At 36.0% G+C, this 19,174-nt stretch carries 17 protein-coding genes; 8 read left to right on the plus strand and 9 right to left on the minus strand.

The window, feature by feature from the left end; genetic code table 11:
• Positions 1-4: 4 nt before the first annotated feature.
• Positions 5-1,339 (minus strand): cbb3-type cytochrome c oxidase subunit I, encoded by a 1,335-nt coding sequence (locus DB895_RS00115; protein WP_116723315.1) that lies wholly within the window; start codon positions 1,337-1,339, stop codon positions 5-7.
• Between the two features lie 107 nt (positions 1,340-1,446).
• A complete protein-coding gene (locus tag DB895_RS00120; RefSeq protein WP_116723316.1) occupies positions 1,447-1,881 on the minus strand; it encodes a c-type cytochrome in 435 nt (144 codons plus the stop codon).
• Between the two features lie 304 nt (positions 1,882-2,185).
• Between DB895_RS00120 and ric the strand changes: the two genes are divergently transcribed.
• Genes ric through DB895_RS00150 form a run of 6 tightly spaced genes read left to right on the plus strand, consistent with a single transcriptional unit; the run spans position 2,186 to position 7,604 of the window.
• Positions 2,186-2,917 carry an iron-sulfur cluster repair di-iron protein gene (ric, locus tag DB895_RS00125; protein WP_116723317.1) on the plus strand — a complete coding sequence of 244 codons (732 nt, stop codon included), beginning with the start codon at positions 2,186-2,188 and terminating at the stop codon, positions 2,915-2,917.
• Between the two features lie 35 nt (positions 2,918-2,952).
• The gene (locus tag DB895_RS00130) at positions 2,953-5,067 is read left to right on the plus strand and encodes a ribonucleoside triphosphate reductase (RefSeq protein WP_116723318.1); all 2,115 of its coding nucleotides are present in this window, start codon (positions 2,953-2,955) and stop codon (positions 5,065-5,067) included.
• A complete protein-coding gene (gene nrdD, locus DB895_RS14495) occupies positions 5,051-5,218 on the plus strand; it encodes an anaerobic ribonucleoside-triphosphate reductase (RefSeq protein ID WP_116723319.1) in 168 nt (55 codons plus the stop codon). Before DB895_RS00130 ends, nrdD begins: the two co-directional genes overlap by 17 nt.
• Positions 5,172-5,888, plus strand: coding sequence for an anaerobic ribonucleoside-triphosphate reductase activating protein (locus DB895_RS00140; protein ID WP_116723320.1), 717 nt, complete (start codon positions 5,172-5,174; stop codon positions 5,886-5,888). Before nrdD ends, DB895_RS00140 begins: the two co-directional genes overlap by 47 nt.
• Before the next feature lie 2 nt (positions 5,889-5,890).
• Positions 5,891-7,117, plus strand: a complete 1,227-nt coding sequence (locus DB895_RS00145; RefSeq protein ID WP_116723321.1) for a hypothetical protein — start codon at positions 5,891-5,893, stop codon at positions 7,115-7,117.
• Between the two features lie 52 nt (positions 7,118-7,169).
• Positions 7,170-7,604 (plus strand): RrF2 family transcriptional regulator, encoded by a 435-nt coding sequence (locus DB895_RS00150; RefSeq protein ID WP_116723322.1) that lies wholly within the window; start codon positions 7,170-7,172, stop codon positions 7,602-7,604.
• A 76-nt stretch (positions 7,605-7,680) separates the two neighbouring features.
• Here DB895_RS00150 and DB895_RS14415 read toward each other — a convergent pair whose 3' ends face one another.
• Positions 7,681-7,854, minus strand: a complete 174-nt coding sequence (locus DB895_RS14415) for a hypothetical protein (RefSeq protein ID WP_243694602.1) — start codon at positions 7,852-7,854, stop codon at positions 7,681-7,683.
• A 687-nt stretch (positions 7,855-8,541) separates the two neighbouring features.
• On the opposite strand from DB895_RS14415, the gene DB895_RS00160 reads away from it, so the two are divergent.
• Entirely contained in the window at positions 8,542-11,529 is a 2,988-nt protein-coding gene (locus tag DB895_RS00160; RefSeq protein WP_116723323.1) for a chemotaxis protein CheB, read from the plus strand.
• Positions 11,530-11,596: 67 nt separating this feature from the next.
• Positions 11,597-13,360 carry a response regulator gene (locus DB895_RS00165; RefSeq protein ID WP_116723324.1) on the plus strand — a complete coding sequence of 588 codons (1,764 nt, stop codon included), beginning with the start codon at positions 11,597-11,599 and terminating at the stop codon, positions 13,358-13,360.
• Position 13,361: 1 nt separating this feature from the next.
• Here DB895_RS00165 and DB895_RS00170 read toward each other — a convergent pair whose 3' ends face one another.
• The 6 genes from DB895_RS00170 to DB895_RS00195 form a co-directional block, all read right to left on the minus strand.
• Positions 13,362-14,114 (minus strand): LOG family protein, encoded by a 753-nt coding sequence (locus DB895_RS00170; protein WP_243694603.1) that lies wholly within the window; start codon positions 14,112-14,114, stop codon positions 13,362-13,364.
• 7 nt (positions 14,115-14,121) lie between these two features.
• Positions 14,122-15,246 (minus strand): ABC transporter permease, encoded by a 1,125-nt coding sequence (locus DB895_RS00175; protein ID WP_116723325.1) that lies wholly within the window; start codon positions 15,244-15,246, stop codon positions 14,122-14,124.
• 114 nt (positions 15,247-15,360) lie between these two features.
• Positions 15,361-16,467 carry an ABC transporter permease gene (locus tag DB895_RS00180; protein WP_116723326.1) on the minus strand — a complete coding sequence of 369 codons (1,107 nt, stop codon included), beginning with the start codon at positions 16,465-16,467 and terminating at the stop codon, positions 15,361-15,363.
• 63 nt (positions 16,468-16,530) lie between these two features.
• Positions 16,531-17,271, minus strand: coding sequence for an ABC transporter ATP-binding protein (locus DB895_RS00185; RefSeq protein ID WP_116723640.1), 741 nt, complete (start codon positions 17,269-17,271; stop codon positions 16,531-16,533).
• A 74-nt stretch (positions 17,272-17,345) separates the two neighbouring features.
• Positions 17,346-18,242 (minus strand): ABC transporter ATP-binding protein, encoded by an 897-nt coding sequence (locus DB895_RS00190; RefSeq protein ID WP_116723327.1) that lies wholly within the window; start codon positions 18,240-18,242, stop codon positions 17,346-17,348.
• Positions 18,243-18,282: 40 nt separating this feature from the next.
• The gene (locus DB895_RS00195) at positions 18,283-19,170 is read right to left on the minus strand and encodes an HlyD family secretion protein (RefSeq protein WP_116723328.1); all 888 of its coding nucleotides are present in this window, start codon (positions 19,168-19,170) and stop codon (positions 18,283-18,285) included.
• Positions 19,171-19,174 lie beyond the last annotated feature (4 nt).

Below are 19,174 nucleotides of genomic sequence, written 5' to 3' on the forward strand. Positions count from 1 at the left end.
ATAATTATTCAATTTCTAAAGCTTCATCTGTAGGTCTGCCATATTTAACGAAATCAAAAATAAATAAGCTGATTCCAACAGTAAACATAGTAGCACATATCAACAATACGACAAAGTGAATGCTGATTTCATTTTGTACCACCATAAATTCCATTTTCATTTTTCGTTCTAAATAAACTTGAACTACCCCGGCAACGCCGAAAGCGACAGTCATTCCCAACATTCCGATGTTAGACAACCAAAAAGCCATCATTCCTGTTGTACTTTCATACCGTTTACGTCCTGTTAAATTGGGTAATGCATAACTAATCATCGCTAAAACTATCATTGCATAAGCTCCCCAAAACGCATAGTGACCATGCATAGCAGTTACTAAAGTACCATGTGTGTATAAGTTAGTTTGTGGCAAAGTGTGTGCAAAACCAAGTAATCCGGCACCAACAAAAGAAACAATAGACGAACCAATGGTCCAGAATAAGGCAATCTTGTTCGGATGACTTTTCTCCCCTTTTCGGTACATATTCACAGCAAATAATGCCATGGCTAGGAACGCTAATGGTTCTAAAGCAGAGAAAATTCCACCTACGATTAACCAAATTTTATTTACACCTATATAATAATAATGATGTCCTGTCCCTAAAACTCCCGAAAGGAAAGTTAATCCAACAATTACGTACAGCCATTTTTCAATAACTTCTCTATCCACTCCAGTTAATTTGATTAATAAGAATGAAAGAATACCTCCCATAATTAATTCCCAAACCCCTTCAACCCACAAGTGAACTACCCACCAACGAAAGAATGAATCCATCACCTGACTATCAAACCAAATCATTCCGGGAATGTAAAGTAAAGCGGCGAAAAGCAATCCCATGGATAATACTAAAGCTGTAGTGGTTTGACGTTTTCCTTTGAAAAGTGTTCCCAAAATTAAACCTAGAAAAAGCAACACGTTTACTACAACAAGATAATCTAATTCTCTTGGGATTTCAAGAAATTTTCTACCTTCCCAATGGTTAAAGTGAAAACCTATAATGGCAACTACACCAACAATTGCCAATGAAATTAGTTGAACATATGCCCATTTTACGCTAATTAACTCGCGTTGGGCTTCTTCAGGAATAATATAATAAGCAGCACCCATAAAACCGGTTAACAACCAAACTACCAGTAAATTGGTATGAACCGCTCGTGCCACATTAAAAGGGATAATTTCATGTAATCCTTGTATTCCTATTCGGTCAAATCCCATGATGAAGCCATAAATGATTTGCAAGGAGAACAAAAGCATGCACAAGGCAAAAAACCAATAGGCAACTTTTTGTGATTTATATTTCATATTTGTAAAATTTATTTATTAGTAGTCAAATTTGTTATCGCTATAGTATTAATAGGTGTTTTGCATCCGCAAACCTGTTGTATATGGCGATTTCATAATATAGTTTTTTAATTATTTGCTTTAGATAAAGGAGAAACCACTCGGTCAAACCCGTTTAAGTCAATTTTGCCAATCCATTTAAAGTAGGCAACAACCGCATTTGCATCGGCGTCACTCATGTTATAGGCAACCATTTTTCGTCCGTTTGGACTCCATGGGATGGGAGACATTAAAACCGCTTTAACATAACCTTCTCCCCGACGGTCAATTACTTTTGTCAATTCCGGAGCATAATAACCTCCTTCTCCTAAAATAGTATGGCAACCCATACAATTGTTGCGTTCCCAAATTTCTTTTCCCCTTACCACATTTTTGTCAATCGTGCTGTAATTGGTTTGATCATTTCGGGGCATGAACGAATAAATGGTCAATCCGATAAAGATTAAAAAGGTGACCAAAGTTCCTCCCAAAAAAAATGCTCTTGCTTGTGATTTTGAAAGCATAAATGTTAATTTTTTTAGTTAATAATATTACTCTATTTTAATAAAAGATAAAATTGTCTTTTATTTATGTTCTGCAAATTAAAGATTATATAAAAAGGTAAAACATGATAAAAATCATCTTTTGGATATATTTTTATTTGTAAAATTATAAACTATAAAAAAAGACTTCTAAAAAACACATATACCTGAATATCAATATTCAACAAATAGTTTAAATTTAAATATTTAATTTCGGATAAATTTATCTTTTATTAAAAATAATGATTATTTTTGTAAAATAAATTTTTAATTAAAAACAGATCCTATGGAAGTTTTAGAGAGAATCACAATCGGAGAATATGTAGCAAAAGATTTCAGAACAGCAGCTCTTTTTTCAAAATACGGCATCGATTTTTGCTGCAAAGGCAATAGAACAATTGCTGAAGCCTGCGATAAAAAAGACATAGATACCTCCCAGTTGATAAAACAGTTAAATACTATTTTAACGACCAAAAACGAGAACAACATCGATTTTAAATCTTGGCCTTTAGATTTATTGGCCGATTACATTGAAAAAAAACATCACCGTTATGTGGAAGAAAAAACAAAAGCAATTCTTCCGTTTTTAGACAAATTGTGTAATGTGCACGGTGTCCATCATCCAGAACTATTCGAAATCAACGAACTATTTATAGGTTGCGCTGGTGAGCTAGCTCAGCATATGAAAAAAGAAGAACTGATTTTGTTTCCATTCATAAAAAAAATGGTGGCGGCAACCCTTACTGATGAACTGATTGCTCCGCCTCATTTTGGAACTGTCCAAAATCCTATTGCTATGATGATGGAAGAACATGATAATGAAGGGGAACGTTTCCGTAAAATTGCTTTGTTAACCAATAATTATACGCCACCGGCGGATGCCTGTAATACCTATCGCGTCACTTTTTCCATGTTGGAAGAATTTGAGCAGGATTTGCACAAACACATCCATTTGGAAAACAACATTTTGTTTCCACAAGCGGCAGTTTTAGAAAAAGAATTTTTAGCTCAAAAATAAAAACAAAGAAACTTAACCTTAACTCATCAAATGCTATGGAAAAATATGTTATCAAAAGAAACGGCGAATATAAACCTTTTGAACCTTTTAAAATAAAAGACGCCATTGAAAAAAGCTTCCAGAGTGTTTCCATGGCAATTGATGAAACCATTTTTAATAATACCATTAGCGACTTACAAACCAAAGAAACATGGGCGGTCGAGGAAATTCAAGATTTAATCGAGAAAAATCTTTTTGAGAAACAGTATTTTGAGGTCATGCGTTCCTTTATGTTGTTTCGACATACACGCAAATTACAACGAGAACATATTCATGGATTAAATGAAGATACTACCTATGTTGATAGCACCCAAACCATTGAAGAGTACATTGAACAAACGGATTGGCGCATCAATGCCAATGCAAATACCTCCTACTCTAATGCTGGTTTAGTCAACAATGTAGCTGGCAAAATCATTGCTAATTATTGGCTGGATAAAGTCTATACCAAAGAAGAAGGCTATGCACACCGCAATGGCGATATTCACATTCACGATTTAGATTGTTTGACCGGATATTGTGCCGGCTGGAGTTTGCGCGTGTTGCTTAACGAAGGTTTCAACGGCATTCGTGGTCGTGTAGAAAGTAAAGCACCATCTCATTTTAGGGAAGCCTTGGGACAAATGGCAAATTTCTTGGGGATTTTGCAAAGCGAATGGGCTGGTGCGCAAGCCTTCAGTTCGTTCGACACGTATTTGGCTCCTTACGTTTTCAAGGACGATTTGTCTTTTGATGATGTGTTGAAAGCCGTTCGGAGTTTTGTGTATAATCTAAATGTTCCCGCGCGCTGGGGACAATCTCCTTTCACAAATATTACATTAGACTGGGTAGTTCCGGAAGATTTAAAAACACAGATTCCAACCAAAAACGACTTGCATTTTTTTGAAAATAATTTTCAATACGACCTTTTAGTAAGAGCCCAAGAACGCGGTGTTACTAAACTTACCGATTTGCGTTACGAACATTTCCAAAAGGAAATGAACCTCATCAACAAAGCTTATTATACGGTAATGACCGAAGGCGATGCAAATGGACAACCGTTCACTTTCCCGATTCCAACGGTGAATATCACCGAAGAATTTGACTGGGACGGAGAGAATACCGACTTGCTTTTCGAAAATACCGCAAAAATTGGTTCATCCTATTTCCAAAATTTCATTGGAAGCCAATATGTATTAGATGAAAACGGCAATAAAGAAGAAAATCCTAATGCCTATAAACCCAATGCGGTGCGTAGTATGTGCTGCCGTTTACAATTGGATTTACGGGAATTATTAAAACGTGGAAACGGACTTTTTGGCAGTGCCGAAATGACGGGAAGCATTGGCGTAGTTACCATTAACATGGCACGTTTGGGGTATTTATTTAAAGGAAATAAAGCCGAATTATTCGCGCAATTAGACAAACTATTATACATATCTAAATCGACTTTAGAGAAAAAACGCGTGTTTATTCAAGAAATGTATGACCGAGGTTTATATCCCTACACCAAACGCTATTTGCAACATTTTAGAAACCACTTTTCTACTATTGGTGTAAACGGAATGAACGAGATGATTGTGAATTTTACCGAAAATAAAGATGTAATTACCTCTAATTCTGGAATCGAATTTGCCTCCGAAATTCTGGATCATATTCGCAACCGAATGAAAGAATTCCAGGAAGCAACCGGAAATTTGTACAATCTCGAAGCCACTCCTGCTGAAGGTACTACGTACCGTTTTGCCAAAGAAGACAAAAAACGTTTTCCAAATATTATTCAGGCGGGACAAGACGAAAACATTTATTATACCAACAGTTCCCAAATTCCGGTGGATCATACCGAAGATCCTTTTGAAGCCTTGTATTTACAAGACGAATTGCAATGTAAGTATACCGGCGGAACCGTTTTACACTTATACATGAGCGAAAAAATCAGTTCACCCGAAGCCTGCAAACAGTTTGTCAAAAAAGTAATCTCCAATTTCAAATTGCCTTACATTACCGTTACACCAGTATTTAGCGTATGCCCCGTTCATGGTTATCTAAACGGAGAACACGAATATTGTCCAAAATGTGACGAAGCACTACTAGAAAAACATAAAAACGAAATATATGAAACCAACAACTAATCCGATTTTAGAAAAAAACATGCATTTAAGAACCAAATGTTTGGTTTACACTCGCGTTATGGGCTATCACAGACCCGTAGAAAGCTTTAATATTGGCAAAAAAGGTGAACACAAACAACGAACTCATTTTACCGAAGGAAAGTGCTGCTAAACCTATTTACAGTTTAACACCCTTCACCTTATTGGATTACCCCCATAAATCAGCTTGCATTCTTTGGTTTGCAGGCTGTAATATGCGGTGTTTGTATTGTTATAATCCCGAAATTGTATTAGGGAAAGGAACTATTTCTTTCGAAAAAGTGCTTGCTTTTCTTCTCACCCGAAAAAACTTATTGGATGCTGTCGTCTTTAGTGGTGGCGAATGCTTGCTCCATAAAAATATTCAGGAACTGATTGCTTCGGTTAAAAAAATGGGATTCTTAGTCAAAATTGATACTAACGGTTCCAAACCAAAAATTTTACAAGAGCTGATTGACCAATATCTGATTGATTACGTCGCTTTAGATTTTAAAGCACTACCCTCTCATTTTGAAAAAATTACGGTCTCGGAACTTTTTCAACCTTTTCAGAAATCCTTACATTTACTGCTCGAAAGCCAAGTTCCATTTGAAGTGCGAACAACGGTTCATTCTGATTTAATTTGTGAAAAGGAAATAAGGTTGATGATTGACTATTTGGAAAACAATAATTATATTGGAGATTATTATCTTCAATACTTTGTGAATGGCGTTACAACAATAGAAAAACTGGGCTATTCATTCCGAGAATTGGACGGCAAAAATCTTTCAACAGAAAATATTCAAGTACATTATAGAGGATAATTATGAGGAAAAGTTGGTTATTGGCGTGTTTTATAAATTTCTTCATCGCTTCATTGATGGGCTTATTGCTTCGTTTGATGTATGTTACACCCATTGAATGGGTCAACTTCCAATTTTTAATGCACGGTCATTCGCACACTGCTATGTTGGGATGGGTGTATTTGATGTTATATGGTTTAATTGTTCACTTCTTTGTTCCGAAAGAGGCGCAGCAAAAACCTATTTATAATCGATTATTTTGGATTACCCAATTCGCTGTTATCGGAATGATGGTTCATTTTCCCATTCAGGGATATGCATTATTTTCAATCACTTTTTCCACCCTACACATTTTTTGCAGTTACTATTTTTGTCTTTTAATCTGGAAAGATGCACAACCAACCACACTCCCCGAAAAGCAACTCTTAAAAACTGCGCTGTTTTTCATGGTTTTTTCCACGCTTGGCGTTTGGTGTTTGGGCCCAGCAGTTGGACTACTCGGAAAAGCAAGCCCTTTTTATCAAATTGCAATTCAGTTCTTTTTGCATTTCCAATTTAACGGATGGTTTTTGTTTGCGGTTTTAGCACTGTTTTTTCATCAATTTCAAGCGAATATTAACGAGTTCCAGTTCAGATTGTTTTATAGATTATTAATTGTAGCTACGGTTTTAACTTTGGCTTTACCGATAAGTTGGTACCTTGCCAATCCTATTTTTTATTGGATTAACAGCATTGGCGTAACACTTCAATTGCTGGCTTTTTTAATTTTTATTAAAATGATTCGACCACATTATCAAGGATTTTTTAATACGTTACAGCCTATTGAAAAACTGGTTTACGGTTTTGCGTTAACTTCCTTATTTTTAAAAATCGGAATCCAATTGGTGGTTTTAGTACCCGAATTCGCCCAGATTTCACATCAAATTCGGAATTTTGTAATTGGCTACATCCATTTAACCATGTTGGGTATTATCACGGGTTTTTTGTTTGGGTTTGCTATACAAAATAACTTTATAAAAGGAAAAAAAAATCTTGTAAACTGGGGAATTAAACTATTCCTATTGGGATTTATTGCAACTGAATTGTTGCTTTTTGTACAAGGAGCCTATTTGTTTTTGAATCTTGGTGTGTTTAAAATGTATTACCAAAATCTTTTTGTGACCAGCATCAGTTTGCCAATTGGTCTTTTGATGATTGTGACTAGCCTACATCTAGAAAAATATAAAATTTCTGAAGCGCTAAATCTGTAAAAAATGTATGAGACAGTACATCTTATTTCTTTAAATTTGTAAAAAAAACAATATGTTTTCTAAAACGTGTGAATACGGGATTCGTGCTACCATCTTTATTGCCTCGGAATCCTTTCAAAATAATCGGGTTGGATTAAAAGATATCGCCAAAAAAATTGATTCTCCAGAAGCTTTTACTGCTAAAATTTTACAAATATTAGCCCGAAATAATATTATCAACTCCATAAAAGGCGTTGGTGGCGGTTTTGAAATCCCCAAAAAAAATATAAACCAAATTACCCTTTCCCAAATTGTAACCGCATTGGATGGTGACACCGTTTTTACTGGTTGTGGATTGGGGTTACATAACTGCTCCGAAGAACATCCATGTCCCGTCCACGAAAAATTCAAATCAATTAGAAACGAGTTGGCTTTTATGTTGGAAAGCACCAATCTAGAGGAACTCGCTTTGGGTATTAAATCGGGTGATACTTTTTTGAGGTATTAATCAGTGTACATACTAACTTAGAATTTTCACAGAAAGTTAAGTATTAACGAACCTGCTCCTACAATAAATCGATTTTTTACAGAATACCTTGCTTGAAATAGTTTTCTACCAGTTTTAAATTGGCATCAGCCGTAGCATTTACTTTTTCCATTACTTTTACCGCTTTATACGCCAATTGCATAAAGGATTTATTGACTTCAAATTCCAAATATTCCGTGGTGCGTTCCGTTTGCAATTGAAAGGCAGCCATTTTGGATTTAGCAGCCTGTCATCCGTACAATCCATCCACATTAATCAAAGGTTATAATACCTCAATTTTGGTAGCGAAGTTTTGCGTTTTAGCCGGATTATTCAACAAAGCCGGATTAAAATCTGCGGCTGTTAAAATTTCCTGATTCAATCTAGAACCAAAAAGACATCAATGGATTTGTGGTAGAGAATGCTGTATGAGAAGCGAAAATACTGGGTAAGAATAATGCATGGGACTGTCTGTAATCTGCTTGTGCCGATTTGAAATTCTGATTGGCAAGTTTGATTTGCAAGTTTTTATCGGAAGTCTTTTGTCAAATGTCCATTTTTAAAATTGTCAGAGTATCTTGACCGAATCCTAAAGCAGAAATGGAAAGAGTTCCAAAGAGTAGCACTAAATTTATTTTCTTCATAATTGTTTTTATCTGAATGATGACGCAAAAATAGGTTGGTCATTTTGAGTTTACAGTAATGAGTGTTCAGTTGGGTGACAAAATGAAAAATCTTTTTTTTAAGTAATTTAACAAAATATAATTTCTAAAAATAGGTCTCATAGATAAAAAATGTTAATAAAAATATCTGGGAACAATTGAAATAATAGTACCTTTATGTTCATTTTTGTATTTCAAATACAAAATCACTAGTCCCATTCAATAAATCTATAGCTTTAGAAAATTATAATTTCGAAATGAAAACAAGCGATGACGATCTAACTGGCCTCAAAAAAAATATGGTTTCAAAAATACCCCCAAGTAATGAGGTTCCTGAAAAAGAGAACAATAATTTCCCCATTGTAGGCATTGGCGCATCAGCTGGTGGACTGGAAACATTTGAACTTTTTTTTAAAAACATGCCTAAAAATAATGGTATGGCATTTGTCGTTGTACAACATCTTGACCCTACTCATGCGGGTCTTTTACCCGAGTTGTTGCAAAGAGCGACTACAATGAAAGTGATGGAAGCCAGTGACAATCTAAAAGTGAAACCAAATTACATTTATGTAATTCCACCCAACAAAAGTATGACCTTGGTTAATGGTGCACTGCATTTGTTTGAGCCTATTGAAACACGGGGACTGCGTTTACCTGTTGATATTTTCCTCCGCTCCCTAGCTGAAGACAGGCAGGAAAAAAGCATTGGCGTTATCCTTTCGGGAATGGGATCCGATGGCAGCTTAGGAATAAAAACCATTAAAGAAAAAAATGGTATTGTATTAGTTCAAGAACCTTCCACAGCAAAATTTGACGGCATGCCCCGCAGTGCTGTTCAGTCCATAGTTCCTGATATTGTGGCACCCGTTGAAGAATTGCCCGCTAGACTGATAGCCCTCCTTAAGCACATTCCTGTGAGTCAATCCTATCAAGATATTGATTTCAAAAGCATCAGCAATATTGATAAAATAATCATTTTGCTACGCCAACAAACCGGTCAAGACTTCTCTTTATATAAAAAGCCCACCATGTTTCGGCGCATTGAAAGGCGCAAGCTTGTACATCAGATTGATAAGATTGAAAACTATGTCCGCTTTTGCAAGGAAAACCCTGAAGAAGTGGAAATTCTTTTCAAAGAATTATTGATTGGGGTCACCAGCTTTTTTAGGGATCCACCCGTTTGGGAGCTGCTAAAGGAAAAAATATTTCCAGAATTATTAGATGAATTGCCCAACGGATATGCACTACGGGCTTGGGTTCCTGGATGCTCTACCGGGGAAGAAGCTTATTCTATTGCTATTATTTTTAAAGAGGTGCTTGCGAAACAAAAAAAAATCAGAAACCTTACGCTGCAAATTTTTGCCACCGACATTGACAGTGAAGCTATTGAAAATGCCCGAAAAGGTGTTTTCCCCTCTAACATTATTGCCGATGTATCACCAGAGCGCATCAACCAGTTTTTTTCTGTTGATGGATCAAACTACCGCATCAATACCGACATACGCGAAATGGTGGTGTTTGCTACCCAAAACGTGGTTAAGGATCCCCCTTTTACCAGACTCGACATTCTCACGTGCCGGAACATGCTGATTTATATGGAACCTGAATTGCAGAGAAAAATAATATCATTGTTTAATTACAGTATTAATCCCGGAGGAATCATGCTGCTAGGCACCGCAGAAACACTAGGCAACAGCAATGAAGGTTTTGAGATACTTGATCCCAAACTAAAATTTTACAAACACAACGGAAGTGGTAATTCGCATCTAAAAAAACAACTCATTGATTTTCCGAGTTCCTTTATAAGTCCTAAAAGGGGAATAACTGAAGCGGAAACTGAAACTACACAAAAAAGCATTGAAAACATACAAACAATAGCTAATCAAATTTTGCTTCAACGCTTTACTCCCGCCAGCATATTGGTGAACGAAAAAGGAGAAATCATTTACATTACCGGCCGCACTGGGGAATACCTTGAACCGGCTGCGGGGGAAGCCAACTGGAATATTTATGCCATGGCTCGTGAAGATTTGCGCAACAAACTGCCAGCTGCTATCCAAAAAACGAAACAGAACAATGATCCAGTAATCCTGCATAACGTTAAAATAGGTACTAATGGAGGTAGTAAGTTTTTGGATGTAACCGTTCAGCGTCTGGAAAGCCCCGAATTGGTTAAGAACATGATTTTATTAGTTTTTAAAGAGGTTCCGGAAGTAACCGAAAAAGGTGCCCTGAATCCGAAAACAGAAAATCAAAGTAGACAGGGAGGACAATATGGATTAGAAATTGAACTCCAACGAAGTTATGAAGACCTGCTAAGCACTCGGGAACAGATGCAAACCTCACAGGAAGAGCTAAAATCGACCAATGAGGAACTTACTACCTCTAAGGAAGAAATGCAATCCATGAACGAAGAGATGCAATCCATAAATATAGAATTGCAAAACAGGATAAGAGATTTTGAACGGGCTAACAATGACATGGAAAACCTACTTAATAGTACCGAGATTGCTGTCCTTTTCCTAGACAAAGAATTAAATATCAGAAGATTTACGGATCATGTTTCCAAAATATTTAAATTGCGTAGTTCTGATATTGGAAGACCTTTTACCGATTTGGTATCCGATTTACAATACCCTAAAATAGAAAGTCATGCCAGGCAAGTATTGAAAACACTAGCCTTTATTGAAACACCAATCCCTACATCTGACGGAAGATGGTATAATGTAAGAATCATGCCCTACCGCACGATTGATGACCGCATTGAAGGACTGGTAATCACTTTTTTTAATATTACTTTATATAAAAAATTGGAATTAGAACTAAAAAATACAAATGAAACCCTAGAAACAAAAGAAAAAATACTTCAGGAATCGGAAATCCACTACCATCGCCTGTTTGAAGCGGCAAAAGAAGGCATTCTTATCCTTAATGCCGATTCGGGAATGATTATGGATGTGAATCCGTTTTTGATTAACTTGCTGGGGTATTCAAAGGAACAATTCGTTGAAAAAGCAATTTGGGAGATTGGTTTCTTTAAAGATGTAGTTGCCAATAAGGACAAATTTTTAGAACTCCAGCAAAAAGAATTTGTAAGGTATAAAAACCTGCCCCTTGAAACAGTCGACGGAAAAGAAATTAATGTTGAATTCGTCAGTAATGTATATTCTGTAGATGATCATAAAGTAATACAATGCTTTATTCGTGACGCTACCATGAAGAAAATGGACGAAGGCACTGCTTAAAAAATAAATATAGCCTTTATCGCGAATCGAGTCCGCAATAAAGTATTAATTCAAAATAGGAATCATCATGAAAACTGACAATTATAAATCAAAAGCAGTAATTCTTCGCCAAAAAGCGGAAAAGGTACTAAAAGAGAAAGAAGCAATATCAGTTGCTAAACTTTTTGAGACCGAAACGATGAAACTCATTCATGAACTGGAAGTGCACAAGATTGAGCTGGAAATGCAGAATGAAGAACTCATCATGGAAAAAGAGAGAGCAGAAGCATCACACCAAAAATATGCGGAACTGTACGTCTTTGCCCCTTCCGGGTATTTTACCCTTTCTAAAGAAGGCAAAATTTTAGAACTCAATCTTTCCGGATCCCAAATATTGGGTCTAGAACGGATGTTTTTAATAAACCGTAATTTTGTGTCCTTTGTTTCCGAAGACACTAAACCTGTATTCAATCAGTTTTTTGAAAAAATATTTAACAGCCACGGTAAAGTATCATGCGAAGTATCCATATCCATAAAGGATAATCCAATAAAATGTGTTATACTTTCGGGTGTTGTAACGGAAAACGGGGAGCAGTGCTTGATTACAGCGGTTGACATCTGCGAACGCAAACGGTTGGAAATGGAATTAATCAAGGCAAAAGAACTAGCCGAAACGGCCAATAAAGCCAAATCGGATTTTCTTTCTAACATGAGCCATGAAATTAGAACTCCATTAAACGGAATTATCGGGTTTACACATTTGTTAATGAATACAAAACTTGATAAGAGCCAATTGGAATATACGAGCACCATTAATGAATCTGCCACCATACTAATGAGTGTAGTTAATGATGTTTTAGATTTTTCTAAAATTGAATCCGGAAATTTAGAATTGTATGTCGAAGAAATCGATCTTTTTGAACTGGCACATCACTCGATTAACTTATTTAAACATCTAGCAAATCAAAAAAAAATAGATTTAATTTTAAATATTGAAGATGCCGTTCCTCAATTTATTTTTGCTGATTCTATCCGATTAACGCAAATTTTAGTAAATTTATTGAGCAATGCCTTAAAATTTACCGCTTCCGGACAAATACGATTGGATATTAGACAAATCGCGGTTTCTAAGGAAGACAAAACTATTTTACAATTTTCAGTAAAAGATACCGGAATAGGAATAAAGGAACAAAATCAAAAAAAAATATTTTATTCTTTTGTACAAGAAGACAGTTCTACCTCAAGGAAATTTGGCGGATCGGGTTTAGGATTAACTATTTCCAATCAACTATTGGGTTTAATGAACAGCAATTTAGAACTCATTAGTGAATATGGGAAAGGAAGCCATTTCCATTTCACTATTGAATTTAAAAAAGCAACAGCAAAAAAAAACGCCAATACAGTCCTAATACACCCAACGCTTGAAACAACGGACAAAAAAATAGAAATGCCTAATAACCTTAAAATATTAGTAGTTGAGGATAATACGATTAATATGTTATTGGCAAAAACGCTTTTAAACAAAATTATGCCGGATTGTACCGTCTTTGAAGCTTCAGACGGAAATGAGGCGATTCGGCAGTTTAAGGAGGAAAAACCGGATCTTATTTTGATGGACATTCAAATGCCCATAATGAACGGCTATGAAACTACTGCTGAAATCCGAAAGCTAGAAAAATCAAAAAAGACCATCATAATTGCTTTAACCGCTGGAATTATGGTAGGAGAAAGAGAAAAATGTTTAGAATCTGGCATGGATGATTATCTCTCAAAACCATTCCTGAAAGCGGACTTGGAACAAAAAATGATGAAATGGGCAACCAAAAAAATGATTGCAAGAAAGAAATCGTAATTCATCTTTTCCTTTCTCCTAACCACCATTTGGAATTATAGTGTTTTTTTTTCAAGCCAAATTTTTTGATGGCATGTTTTTGTATATGTGCCACCAAATCCTCCACGGAATCCGTCACAAAAAGCAATTCCATATCTTCCCTGCTGATGCTTTCGTGCCTAATCATCATATCAATATGTTCGCACAAATCTTTATGGTATTTAGTATCAAAAATCACGACAGGAAAACCCGCAATCATTTTCGTTTGAATCAGGGTTAGGGATTCAAACAATTCATCCAAAGTGCCTATCCCTCCTGGCATCACAATAAAAGCAAACGAATATTTCACGAGAATCACCTTCCGAACAAAAAAATAGGGAATGTAAATCCATTTATGGAGATAAGGATTTGGTTTTTGTTCTATCGGAAGAACAATGTTACACCCCACGGAATAACCTCCGGCTTGGTAAGCGCCTCTATTAGCCGCTTCCATAATTCCGGGACCGCCACCCGTCATTACGGTAAAACCCAGTTTAGCCATTGCGGCACCAATTTTCTCGGCATCTTTATAATGATCCATTTCAGGACCAAAACGCGCCGAACCAAAAATGGTTACACAGGGCCCAATAAAGTGCATTTTCCGAAAAGCCTTGATGAAATTAAACCCCACTTTTAGTATAAAAACTAACTCCTTAAATCGAGACAAAGGCCCTTGTACAAAAAGGGATTCTGATTTTGAAAGCGTATATTTTGGCGTGGTTTTCATAGCTCCCATAAAGATACTAAATAGTTTTTTTATATGACCAAACGGCTATTCCATTTAATGCAAAAGCATAGCAAACAATCATATAAAATGGTCTGGAAATATCCGAAAACGTAGCGCCTTTAAGCATTACCATTCGGATAATTTCCACAAAATACCGAATAGGATTGAGCAACGTAACGTTTTGTGCCCAAACCGGCATGCTTTCTATTGGCGTGAATAATCCACTCATCAAAATAAAAATCACGGAGAAAAACCAAGCAATAAACATGGCTTGTTGTTGTGTGTCGGAATGGTTGGAAATGATTAATCCGATGCCCAAAATGACCAACAAATAAACCGAGGTAAAGAAATAAATCAAGCCAATGTTGCCTAATATGGGAACGTTGAAAATGAGTTTGGCTATCGTTAAGCCAACAGTCAGAATCACCAATCCCAAAACCCAAAAAGGGAATAATTTCCCGACAATGAATTGGTATTTCTTGATAGGCGTCACATTGATTTGTTCTAAAGTGCCAATTTCTTTTTCGCGAACGATGTTCATTGACGATAAAAATAGCGTGAGCATGGTGACCAATAAAACCAAAATTCCGGGAACCATAAAGGTTTTATAGTTCAAGGTATTATTGTACCAAAACGAAGGAATCGTAACAATATTAACCGGTCGCATGTAAGAAGCTTCGTTGTATTGATACAATTGCGTTTGTATTTTTTGATTGAAACCCGTTATGATTTGTGAAATATAAACATTCTCTACTCCTGCTGCGGCACCATCAATAGCATTGATACTTACCGATAAATTAGTGCCATTTTCCTTGATTAAATCACGTTCGAAATGATTGGGAATTTCAAGTATAACATCTACTGTTCCCGTTTGCATTTGAAAATCGGCTTCTTTTTTAGAAGGAAACCTTTCAATAATATTGAAATAACTGGACGCTTGGAATTTCGAAATCAATTCTCTGGAAGCCACGGAATGATCATTATCAATATACGAAAACTTAATGTTTTTGATTTCAAAACTGGCAGCATTCGACAAAACGAGCAATTGAACCAGTGGCAAAACAAATATAATGGGAAGCATTCCTTTGTTTCGAAAGATTTGTCGGAATTCCTTTTGGACGATGAATAGTATTGTTTTCATTTTTAGTTAGCCACGAAGGCGTGAAATCATAAAGGTTTCTAATGTTTTTGGTTCACGGATTTAACTGTTTTACATGATTTTTTTTGTCTTTTCTCTATAATCTTTTATCTCTTTCTACTCCAACCTTATTTTATATTTTTTGACACTTACTGCGATAAAAAACACCGTCATTCCGATAAGAATTAACGTCTCTTTCCATATCACATTTAGTGTTGCTCCTTTGAGTAATATGGCTTTGATGATAATGATAAACCACTTGGCGGGGATGATGTTGCTGATGATTTGCAAGGGCAACGGCATGCTGGAAACAGGAAAAATAAAGCCCGAAAGTATGATTATTGGCAGCATTAATCCCATCAAGGAAAGCATCATTGCGGTTTGTTGCGAATGCGAAACGGTCGATATTAATATGCCCAACGAAAGTGCCGTGGTGATGAACAAAATGCTTTCGAAAGCCAATAAAAACAAGTTTCCTTCGACGGGCATTTTGAATACAAAAAAACCCAAAAGCAGGATAATTGTGGCATTAATGATGGATAGAAAAATATAAGGAAACACTTTACCAATAATGACTTGAAAAGGCTTTAAAGGCGAAACCAACAGTACTTCCATTGTTCCAAGTTCTTTTTCACGTGTGATGGAAATGGAAGTCATCATTGCCGAAACGAGCATTAAAATGATGGTCATCACTCCGGGAACAAAGGTGAAGACACTCTTTAATTCGGGGTTATAATACAGTTGAATTTGCGTTTGTATTTGGTGACTTGTCGTGTTGTTTTTATTGATTTCCTGGGTGTAATTCTGTAAAATGGAGTTGACATAATTCGATATAGTATTGGCGACATTGGGATCGGTAGCATCAGTAATCACCTGGACTTTGGCTTGTTTTGATGTTTGCATATTTTTGATGAAATCTTTTTCGAATACCAAAACGGCTTTTACTTTTCCTTTTTTGAAAACACTTTCGATTTGGTTCTCGTTGGTAATTTCCTGATTGATTTTAAAATAGTTGGAAGCACCAATTTTATTGATTATTTTCTGTGTTTCGTTATCTTTGGATTTGTCCAAAATGGCAATATTTACATTGTTGATTTCGTTTGTAATGGCGAAACCAAACAACATAATTTGGGCAATTGGCATCCCGAAAAGGATGAACATCGTTCGTTTATCCCGAAAAATGTGATAGAATTCTTTTGTTACAAAACCGATGAATCTTTTCATTTTATATTATTTTGCTACGAAGACACAAAGTCTCGAAGGTTATTTTTGTTACCCTTTTGGGGGTTATGGGGATTCCACATTTCTCGCCAATTTCAAAAAAACGTCATTCATTGAAGCCACATTATACTTGTTTTTCAGATTTTTTGGAGAATCAAGCGCTTCAATGACTCCTTCGACCATGATGGAAATTCGGTCGCAATATTCAGCTTCGTCCATGTAATGTGTGGTCACAAAAATGGTGGTTCCTTTATTGGCTTCGGCATATATCATTTCCCAAAATTGTCTTCTGGTAATGGGGTCAACTCCTCCAGTTGGTTCATCGAGAAAAACGATTTTGGGTTCATGCAATAAGGCCACCGAAAAAGACAATTTCTGTTTCCAACCCAATGGTAATGAACCTACTAATTTATCTATCGAGTCATGGAGTCTTAATTCTTCAACTAATTGCATCGTTTTTTCTTTGATTCTTGCTTTGGATAATCCATAAATTCCACCAAAAAAAGTGATGTTTTCCTTGATGGTTAAATCATCATACATCGAGAATTTTTGACTCATGTAACCTATGCTTTTTTTGACCATTTCGGTATTGGTTTTTACGTCAAAGCCAGCAACCAAAGCCTCTCCAGAAGTGGGTTTTGAAATTCCGATAAGCATTTTCATAGCCGTAGTTTTTCCGGCACCGTTAGCGCCAAGGAAACCGAAAATCTCTCCTTTATACACATCAAAAGAAATACTTTTGACAGCAGTAAAGTTGCCAAATTGCTTGGTAAGATTTTGTACTTCTATGATTTTTTCTTTGTTCATGTTGTCATTGCGAGGCACGAAGCAATCTTTTTCTTGCCACAGATTCAAAAGGATTATTACCGATTTTTAATTAATTACAAATCCATAAAAACATCTTCGATTGTTGGATTTGAAATCCGAATTTCTATTTCCGTATGAAGCTGTTTTTTAAGATAATTATCTAAATCCGCAGCGTTAAAATCCTCGTTTTTATCAATATAATGAATGTATTCCCCAAAGGCAAAAACGCTGTATTGACTTGGATATTTTTTCAAATCCAGAATTAATTGGTGCCTATTTTTAGCCTTAACATCGTAAATTATTTTCTGATAATCCTTGATAATATTTCTGGGTTCATCAATTTTTAAGATGCTCCCCTTTTGGATTAAGGCAATTCGGTCGCATAAAGCAGCCTCGTCCATATAAGGCGTAGAAACCAAAATCGTGATTCCTTTTTGTTGCAAACGCTTGAGCATTTCCCAAAATTCTTTTCGTGAAACGGGATCAACTCCAGTGGTGGGTTCATCAAGAAAAAGGACTTTTGGTTTGTGAATCAGAGCGCAACATAATGCTAATTTCTGTTTCATTCCGCCCGAAAGTGCTCTTGCCCTTCTCGTTTTGTAAGGTTCGATTTGAATATAAATATCTTTGATTAAATCGTAATTTTCTTCAATCGTCGTTCCGAAAATGGCAGCAAAAAATTTCAAATTTTCCTCCACGGATAAATCTTGGTACAAGGAAAACTTTCCGGGCATATAACCCACCGAATTCCGAATGGCTTTGTAATCTTTGACAATATCAAAACCTGCAACCGATGCCGAACCTTCATTGGCCAATAAAAGCGTTGTGAGAATTCTGAAAATTGTAGTTTTACCGGCTCCATCAGGTCCAATAAGTCCAAATAATTCTCCATCGTTTACCTCAAAAGAAATGGCATCAATGGCTTTGATTTTATTGTAGGATTTTGATATATTTTGGACTTGAATACTCAATTTATAAGAGAATTAGATTGTTAATTTTTCCTTTTCGGCTTTATGATTTTTGACTACTTATCCACATTTCAGCTGGCATACCTATTTTTAGAGCTCCGTCATTTTTTACTTTCACTTTCACGGCATAAACTAAATTTACACGTTCTTCCTTGGTTTGAATCACTTTTGGAGTGAATTCAGCCGACGATGAAACCCAGGAAATAGTTCCCAGATACGATTTCATTTCTTTGTCCGAATCAATTTTAACGCTTACATTTTGCCCCACTTTTATTTTGGGTAATTGGGTTTCGCTGATATACACTCGCAAAGTCATTTCGGAAATATCGGCAATTTTATAAAGTGGTTTTCCAAACGCCGTAACTTCATTTGGTTCTGCATATTTGGCTAAAACCGTTCCTTTTATGGGATTTATAATTTTGCTTTTTTCAATTTGGTCGTTGATTTTTTCGATTTGTACATCAATCGATTTTACCTCATTTACGATGGGCGCGTTTTGGGTTTCCACGCTTTTTATTTGTTCCTTCAACACATTCACTTTGCCTATAATTTCGTCAACTTGCCGCTTAGTTGCAGCGTTTTCGGCAAACATATTTTCGATTCTCTTTTTCTCAATCAAGGTCGTTTTGAGTTGTTCCTGCAAAACACTTCTTTGCGACAACACATTTTTTGATTTTGATAAAACAGTGCTTATTGAAGCAATTAGCTGTTGTTTATTGAAATACAACTGGGTAGTATCAATCATGCCAACTTGTGTTTTGGGTTCCAGAATTTCGCCTTCTTCGAGTTTTAAATATTCGATATTTCCGTTGGCTTCCGCCGAAATTGTAACTTCGGTAGCTTCAAAATTACCGTAACCATCGGCTTTGTCGTTATTTTTATTACAAGAAACTAAACTTGTCAGAAGTACGAATGTGATTATTTTTTTCATTTTT

Source organism: Flavobacterium psychrotolerans (assembly GCF_003097635.1).
Classification (GTDB): Bacteria; Bacteroidota; Bacteroidia; order Flavobacteriales; family Flavobacteriaceae; genus Flavobacterium; species Flavobacterium psychrotolerans.